General features: G+C 70.6%; 7 protein-coding genes and 1 pseudogene. 7 read left to right on the top strand and 1 reads right to left on the bottom strand.

Annotation, left to right across the window (positions count from 1 at the left end):
• From CCN44_RS40035 to CCN44_RS40025, 3 genes and pseudogenes are all read left to right on the top strand, one after another.
• A pseudogene (locus tag CCN44_RS40035) lies at positions 1-315 on the top strand (DNA-processing protein DprA); the annotation flags it as partial.
• 321 nt (positions 316-636) lie between these two features.
• Complete coding sequence (gene whiG / locus CCN44_RS40030; RefSeq protein WP_031167347.1) at positions 637-1479, top strand: RNA polymerase sigma factor WhiG; 843 nt, start codon at positions 637-639, stop codon at positions 1477-1479.
• Between the two features lie 64 nt (positions 1480-1543).
• Positions 1544-2101 carry a TetR/AcrR family transcriptional regulator gene (locus CCN44_RS40025; RefSeq protein WP_059252848.1) on the top strand — a complete coding sequence of 186 codons (558 nt, stop codon included), beginning with the start codon at positions 1544-1546 and terminating at the stop codon, positions 2099-2101.
• 185 nt (positions 2102-2286) lie between these two features.
• Here CCN44_RS40025 and CCN44_RS40020 read toward each other — a convergent pair whose 3' ends face one another.
• Positions 2287-2913 (bottom strand): M23 family metallopeptidase, encoded by a 627-nt coding sequence (locus CCN44_RS40020; protein ID WP_237482621.1) that lies wholly within the window; start codon positions 2911-2913, stop codon positions 2287-2289.
• 274 nt (positions 2914-3187) lie between these two features.
• Between CCN44_RS40020 and rpsB the strand changes: the two genes are divergently transcribed.
• From rpsB to frr, 4 genes are all read left to right on the top strand, one after another.
• The gene (gene rpsB / locus CCN44_RS40015) at positions 3188-4063 is read left to right on the top strand and encodes a 30S ribosomal protein S2 (protein ID WP_059252849.1); all 876 of its coding nucleotides are present in this window, start codon (positions 3188-3190) and stop codon (positions 4061-4063) included.
• Between the two features lie 151 nt (positions 4064-4214).
• Complete coding sequence (gene tsf / locus CCN44_RS40010; RefSeq protein ID WP_059252850.1) at positions 4215-5051, top strand: translation elongation factor Ts; 837 nt, start codon at positions 4215-4217, stop codon at positions 5049-5051.
• 204 nt (positions 5052-5255) lie between these two features.
• Positions 5256-6014 carry a UMP kinase gene (gene pyrH, locus CCN44_RS40005; RefSeq protein WP_059252851.1) on the top strand — a complete coding sequence of 253 codons (759 nt, stop codon included), beginning with the start codon at positions 5256-5258 and terminating at the stop codon, positions 6012-6014.
• 184 nt (positions 6015-6198) lie between these two features.
• A complete protein-coding gene (gene frr, locus CCN44_RS40000; protein WP_014675285.1) occupies positions 6199-6756 on the top strand; it encodes a ribosome recycling factor in 558 nt (185 codons plus the stop codon).
• The last annotated feature ends 175 nt before the right edge of the window (positions 6757-6931 follow it).

Raw genomic sequence — 6931 nt, 5'->3', positions numbered from 1 at the left:
GCCACCCTCGTCACCGACGCCACGGAAGTCATCGAACTCGTGGGCGAGATGGGTGATCTGGCGCCGACCCGCCGGGGCCCGGTTCTCCCCCGTGACCTGCTGGAACCGGCCGCCCGGACCGTCCTCGCCGCCCTGCCCGGCAACCGCGCCGCACCCGCCGAGGAGATCGCGCTCGGCGCCCGCACCACACGCGACGAGGCGATCGCGAGACTGTACGAACTCCGCGCACTTGGCTACGTCGAACGACACGGCGATGGCTGGAAGTTGACACGCCAGGCGGTGATCTCGGTCCGGGGCGGTCGCGCGCCATGCTGACCCACCGTGTTCGGCCGTCCGGGGGAACTCCCGACGCCCTTGGCGTTTCCCGGAGTTGGCGCCCCGCGCCGGTCACGGAGAGCGAACCACGGCACGCGGTCACCCACCCGGCGCGAACGCCCCGCGCACGGGTGGAGCCACACTGTTCGCACACCGCGACTCCTCAGTCACGCTACGCTCACGAAGGCGGCGGCGCAGATCGCGCCAACCCGACATCCGACATCACCTTCCCCAGGCAGCCCACTTCCCCGCACGAACCCCACTCCCACCCACTCCAGAGCACTTCACGGCACTTCACGGCAGAACGGCACAAGGCGACGAATGCCCCAGCACACCTCCGGGTCCGACCGGGCGGCGATCCCCCCAGCCGCCCGCGACGGCGGCAGCGTGCGACCGCCCGCACCCTCGACGCTCGACGAGCTGTGGCGGTCGTACAAGGCGACGGGGGACGAGCGGCTGCGGGAGCAGCTGATCCTGCACTACTCGCCGCTGGTCAAGTACGTGGCCGGCCGGGTCAGCGTCGGGCTGCCGCCCAACGTGGAGCAGGCCGACTTCGTCTCCTCCGGGGTGTTCGGGCTGATCGACGCGATCGAGAAGTTCGACATCGACCGGGAGATCAAGTTCGAGACGTACGCGATCACCCGGATCCGCGGCGCGATGATCGACGAGCTGCGGGCGCTGGACTGGATCCCCCGCTCGGTCCGGCAGAAGGCGCGGAACGTCGAGCGGGCCTACGCCACCCTGGAGGCGCGGCTGCGGCGGACGCCGACAGAGGGCGAGGTCGCCGCCGAGCTGGGCATGGAGGTCGACGAACTGCACGCGGTGTTCAGCCAGTTGTCGCTGGCCAACGTCGTCGCCCTGGAGGAGCTGCTGCACGTCGGCGGTGAGGGCGGGGACCGGCTCAGCCTGATGGACACGCTGGAGGACACCGCCGCCGACAACCCGGTGGAGGTGGCCGAGGACCGGGAGCTGCGGCGGTTCCTGGCACGGGCGATCAACACGCTGCCCGAACGGGAGAAGACCGTGGTCACCCTGTACTACTACGAGGGCCTGACCCTCGCCGAGATCGGCAACGTGCTCGGCGTCACCGAGAGCCGGGTCAGCCAGATCCACACCAAGTCGGTGCTCCAGCTGCGGGCCAAGCTGGCGAGCTTCGGGCGCTGAGTCCTCCCTTCCGGGAGGGCCTGTCCGTAAAGTGGTCGACGTGCCAAGGATTCGAGCGGCCTCCGTGGCCGAACACCGGTCGATGCAGCGAGCCGCCCTGCTGGACGCGGCTCGGTCCCTGCTGTCCGAGGGCGGGACGGACGCCCTGACCTTCCCCGCGCTGGCCGAGCGGACGGGACTGGCGCGGTCGTCCGTGTACGAGTACTTCCGGTCCCGGGCCGCCGTGGTCGAGGAGCTGTGCGAGGTCGACTTCCCGGTGTGGGCGGCGGAGGTCGCGGCGGCGATGGAGCGTGCCGCGTCGGCCGAGGGCAAGGTCGAGGCGTATGTGCGGCAGCAGCTGGCGCTGGTGGGGGACCGGCGGCACCGGGCGGTCGTGGCGATCTCCGCGAGCGAGCTGGACGCCGGGGCCCGGGAGAAGATCCGGGCGGCCCACGGCGGGCTGGTCGCGATGATCGTCGAGGCGCTGGAGGAGCTGGGGCACGAGCAGCCGCGGCTGGCGGCGATGCTGCTGCAGGGCGTGGTCGACGCGGCGGTGCGGCGCATCGAGCTGGGCGCCGCGGAGGATCCCGCGGTGGTGACGGACGCGGCGGTGGGCATGGCGCTGCGGGGTGTGACGGGCTGAGCCGGGGTGCGCCCGCGCGCTCCGGGGCGTCCGGGCCGCCCGCCGCCCGCCAGCGCGCCTCGATCGCCGCGGGGTGTGACGGGCTGAGCCGGGTCGGTGCCGGCCGGGACGAGCGCCCCGGAAGGGGTGCGGGGCTGTAGCGATGCGGGGCTGTGTCGATTTGCGGCTCCGCCGCGTGGGCGTGATCAGCCACGCACGTCCGTGGCCGGAACGCGACCGGTGGCGACCGCGACGGCCCGCGGCTGAGGGGCGACCGGGAGCAGCCTCGACGGCCCCCTGGCCAGCAGCCACGGCGGGAGCAGGGACAGCGGGTCCAGGTAGGTCCCGCCCCGCCGCAGGCCCCAGTGCACGCAGGCCGCCGGCCCGCAGTGCGAGCCGCTCGGCTCCACCACGCCCACCACCTCGCCCGCCCCGACCTCGTCCCCCTTCCGCACCGAGGCCCGTACCGGCTCGTAGGTCGTGCGCAGGTCCGTGCCCCGTAGCTCCAGGGAGACCACGCCCCTCCCCGCCACCCGCCCCGCGAAGAGGACGCGGCCCGCTGCCACCGCCCGTACCGGGGAACCGGCCGGCGCGGACAGGTCCACGCCGCGGTGGCCGGGGCCGTACACCGTCGCCGGTGGTTCCCAGCCACGCAGGACCGGGGGGCGGACGCCGACCGGCCAGGCGCGGCCGACGGCCGGAGCCGGGGGTGCCACGCCCGGCGCAGGCCCGGGGTGCGGGGTGTCCGCCCAGGCCAGAGGGCTGAGCAGCGCCGCCGCCAGACCCGGCAGCAGCGCCGGCCACCACCGGGCGCTTCGCATCGCTCGTCGCATGCCGACACCGTCCCGCATCCCCGCCGGTCACGGCCGGAGCCTGTGGACTACCCGCCGGTTGTGGACAGCGGCGTCACCCGGCGCCCCGCCGGTCCCGTACACTTCTTCTGGCGATCCGGGTCACCGGGTCGACTTCGCACGCCCCGGTACGGCAGCCGGCAACGGTTCGTACCAAGCGCCCCTCGGTCCCTCGCGGCACGGCGCATCGCGGGCGTCAGGCGCGACCGCCGTCCGGCGGACGCGGCACAACCGAGAACACCAAGGAGATACGGCCATGGCCGTCGTCACGATGCGGGAGCTGCTGGAGAGCGGCGTCCACTTCGGTCACCAGACCCGTCGCTGGAACCCGAAGATGAAGCGCTTCATCTTCACCGAGCGCAACGGCATCTACATCATCGACCTGCTCCAGTCGCTGTCGTACATCGACCGCGCCTACGAGTTCGTCAAGGAGACCGTCGCCCACGGCGGCACGGTCATGTTCGTCGGCACGAAGAAGCAGGCGCAGGAGGCCATCGCCGAGCAGGCCACCCGCGTCGGCATGCCTTACGTCAACCAGCGCTGGCTGGGCGGCATGCTCACCAACTTCTCGACCGTCTACAAGCGTCTGCAGCGCCTGAAGGAGCTGGAGCAGATCGACTTCGAGGACGTCGCGTCCTCCGGTCTGACCAAGAAGGAGCTGCTGGTCCTCTCCCGCGAGAAGGCCAAGCTGGAGAAGACCCTCGGCGGTATCCGCGAGATGCAGAAGGTGCCCAGCGCCGTCTGGATCGTGGACACCAAGAAGGAGCACATCGCCGTTGGTGAGGCCCGGAAGCTGAACATCCCGGTCGTCGCGATCCTCGACACCAACTGCGACCCCGACGAGGTCGACTACAAGATCCCGGGCAACGACGACGCGATCCGCTCCGTCACCCTGCTCACCCGTGTGATCGCCGACGCCGTCGCCGAGGGCCTCATCGCCCGTTCCGGCGTCGCCACCGGCGACAAGGGCGAGAAGGCCGCGGGCGAGCCGCTCGCCGAGTGGGAGCGCGACCTGCTCGAGGGCGAGAAGAAGGCCGAGGAGGCCCCGGCCGCCGAGGCTCCGGCCGCTGAGGCCCCGGCTGCCGAGGCTCCGGCCGCTGAGGCTCCGGCCGCCGAGGGCGAGCAGGCCTGACCGTCAGCGTTGACGGCGGGGGCGGCGACATGTTTTCCGCCCCCGCTGTTCACCCGTAGGTCAGAGGCGGGCCGGAGTTCTACAGCTACCTGTGGAACGCAGACCCCCCTGAACTTCGATCTTCCAGACTTCGAGAAAGACTCACAGACTCATGGCGAACTACACCGCCGCCGACGTCAAGAAGCTCCGTGAGCTGACCGGCGCCGGCATGATGGACTGCAAGAAGGCGCTGGACGAGGCCGAGGGCAACGTCGAGAAGGCCGTCGAAGCGCTGCGCATCAAGGGCCAGAAGGGCGTCGCCAAGCGCGAGGGCCGCTCCGCCGAGAACGGCGCCGTGGTCTCCATCATCGCCGACGACAACTCCTCCGGTGTCCTGGTCGAGCTGAAGTGCGAGACGGACTTCGTCGCCAAGGGCGAGAAGTTCCAGGCCGTGGCCAAGGCCATCGCCGAGCACGTCGCCAAGACGAGCCCCGCCGACATCGAGGCCCTGCTCGCCTCCGAGATCGAGGCCGGCAAGACCGTCCAGGCGTTCGTGGACGAGGCCAACGCCAACCTCGGCGAGAAGATCGTCCTGGACCGCTTCGCGCAGTTCGCCGACGGCTACGTCACCGCCTACATGCACCGCACCATGCCCGACCTGCCCCCGCAGATCGGTGTCCTGGTCGAGCTGGACAAGCCGAACGCCGAGGTCGCCAAGGGCGTCGCCCAGCACATCGCCGCCTTCGCGCCGAAGTACCTCTCCAAGGAGGACATCCCGGCCGAGGTCGTCGAGTCCGAGCGCCGCATCGCCGAGGAGACCACCCGCGCCGAGGGCAAGCCCGAGGCCGCGATCGCCAAGATCGTCGAGGGTCGTCTGAACGGCTTCTTCAAGGACGCCACGCTGCTCGGCCAGCCGTACGCGCTCGACAACAAGAAGTCGGTCCAGAAGGTTCTGGACGAGGCCGGTGTCACCCTGAAGCGCTTCTCGCGCATCAAGGTCGGCATCTGAGTCCGTACCGCGATCGACGCGCGACCCGACGGGAATTCTCGGTAGGGTCGACCGCAGTCGTCCGCGCACACCGCCACACCCCGGCGTGGGGCGGACGGCAGCAGATCTGACGAGGAGGCCATTGCCGCGCATGGGAGCGAAAAGCAACCCCACCGGCAATGGCCTTCTTCGTATGTGCAACACGTGAAAGAGGCGGGATCCCCCATGACCACCAAGGCCCAGAAGAGCGACGACGGCAAAGTACGCGGCCGGTTTCTGCTGAAGCTGTCCGGAGAAGCGTTCTCCGGTGGCGGGGGCCTGGGCGTCGACCCGGACGTGGTGCACAAGATCGCCCGTGAGATCGCGGCCGTCGTGCGCGACGGCGCCCAGATCGCGGTCGTCATCGGCGGCGGCAACTTCTTCCGCGGCGCCGAACTCCAGCAGCGCGGCATGGACCGCGCCCGCTCCGACTACATGGGCATGCTCGGCACCGTGATGAACTGCCTCGCCCTCCAGGACTTCCTGGAGAAGGAGGGCATCCAGTCCCGCGTGCAGACCGCCATCACCATGGGCCAGGTCGCCGAGCCGTACATTCCGCTGCGCGCCGTGCGCCACCTGGAGAAGGGCCGCGTGGTCATCTTCGGCGCCGGTATGGGCATGCCCTACTTCTCCACCGACACCACCGCCGCCCAGCGCGCCCTGGAGATCGACGCCGAGGCGCTCCTCATGGGCAAGAACGGCGTGGACGGGGTCTACGACTCCGACCCCAAGACCAACCCCGACGCCGTCAAGTTCGACGCCCTCGGCTACGGCGAGGTCATCACCCGCGACCTGAAGGTCGCCGACGCCACCGCCATCACGCTGTGCCGCGACAACAAGCTCCCGATCCTCGTCTTCGAGCTTCTCGCGGAGGGCAATATCGCCCGCGCCGTCAAGGGTGAGAAGATCGGCACCCTGGTGGGTGACGAGGGCAGCCGGGACTGACCGGCACGCCCCCGACGCCCGGGGAACGCCACCTGTCCGAGGGACGGACGGGACGCGCCCCGGCCGGGGGATGGACAATGTCCTGCCGGTCGGGAACCGTGCAGGAAGAAGACGCGACGCAGCCGGCCGCCGACCGACTTCAGGAACCGCAGCCGGGCCTTACTCAGACACGCAGGAGCAAGTGGTGATCGAAGAGACCCTCCTCGAGGCCGAGGAGAAGATGGAGAAGGCCGTCGTGGTCGCCAAGGAGGACTTCGCCGCGATCCGCACCGGGCGTGCGCACCCGGCGATGTTCAACAAGATCGTGGCCGACTACTACGGTGCCCCGACGCCGATCAACCAGCTGGCCTCGTTCTCCGTGCCGGAGCCGCGCATGGCGGTCGTGACCCCGTTCGACAAGAGCGCGCTGCGCAACATCGAGCAGGCGATCCGCGACTCCGACCTGGGCGTCAACCCCAGCAACGACGGCAACATCATCCGGGTGGTGTTCCCCGAGCTGACCGAGGAGCGCCGCCGCGAGTACATCAAGGTCGCCAAGGGCAAGGGCGAGGACGCGAAGGTCTCCATTCGCTCCGTGCGCCGCAAGGCCAAGGACGCCATCGACAAGCTGATCAAGGACGGCGAGGTCGGCGAGGACGAGGGCCGTCGCGCGGAGAAGGAGCTGGACGACACCACGGCGAAGTACGTCGCCCAGGTGGACGAGCTGCTCAAGCACAAGGAAGCGGAGCTGCTCGAAGTCTGATGAGCGACTCTTCCTGGGGGGCGCCGCAGGCGGCGGGCCAGGCCGGGTACTGGGGGCCCACCGGGGGCTGGCCCGCCCAGCCCGTCCCGGAAGCCGTCCCGGCGGGTCCCACGTACGATGCGCTTGAGGCGCAGCCGACTCGCCCCATGCCCATCGTGCCCGACGTACCCGCGTA

This window comes from Streptomyces tricolor (genome assembly GCF_002155905.1).
Lineage (GTDB): Bacteria > Actinomycetota > Actinomycetes > Streptomycetales > Streptomycetaceae > Streptomyces > Streptomyces tricolor.
This window is presented reverse-complemented; position numbering and strand designations above follow the sequence as displayed.

Bases quoted from the DNA above. Each gene is read 5' to 3' on its own strand.
- whiG (WP_031167347.1), top strand. From the start codon at position 637: ATGCCCCAGCACACCTCCGGGTCCGACCGGGCGGCGATCCCCCCAGCC.
- CCN44_RS40020 (WP_237482621.1), bottom strand. From the start codon at position 2,913: ATGCGACGAGCGATGCGAAGCGCCCGGTGGTGGCCGGCGCTGCTGCCG.
- rpsB (WP_059252849.1), top strand. From the start codon at position 3,188: ATGGCCGTCGTCACGATGCGGGAGCTGCTGGAGAGCGGCGTCCACTTC.
- tsf (WP_059252850.1), top strand. From the start codon at position 4,215: ATGGCGAACTACACCGCCGCCGACGTCAAGAAGCTCCGTGAGCTGACC.
- pyrH (WP_059252851.1), top strand. From the start codon at position 5,256: ATGACCACCAAGGCCCAGAAGAGCGACGACGGCAAAGTACGCGGCCGG.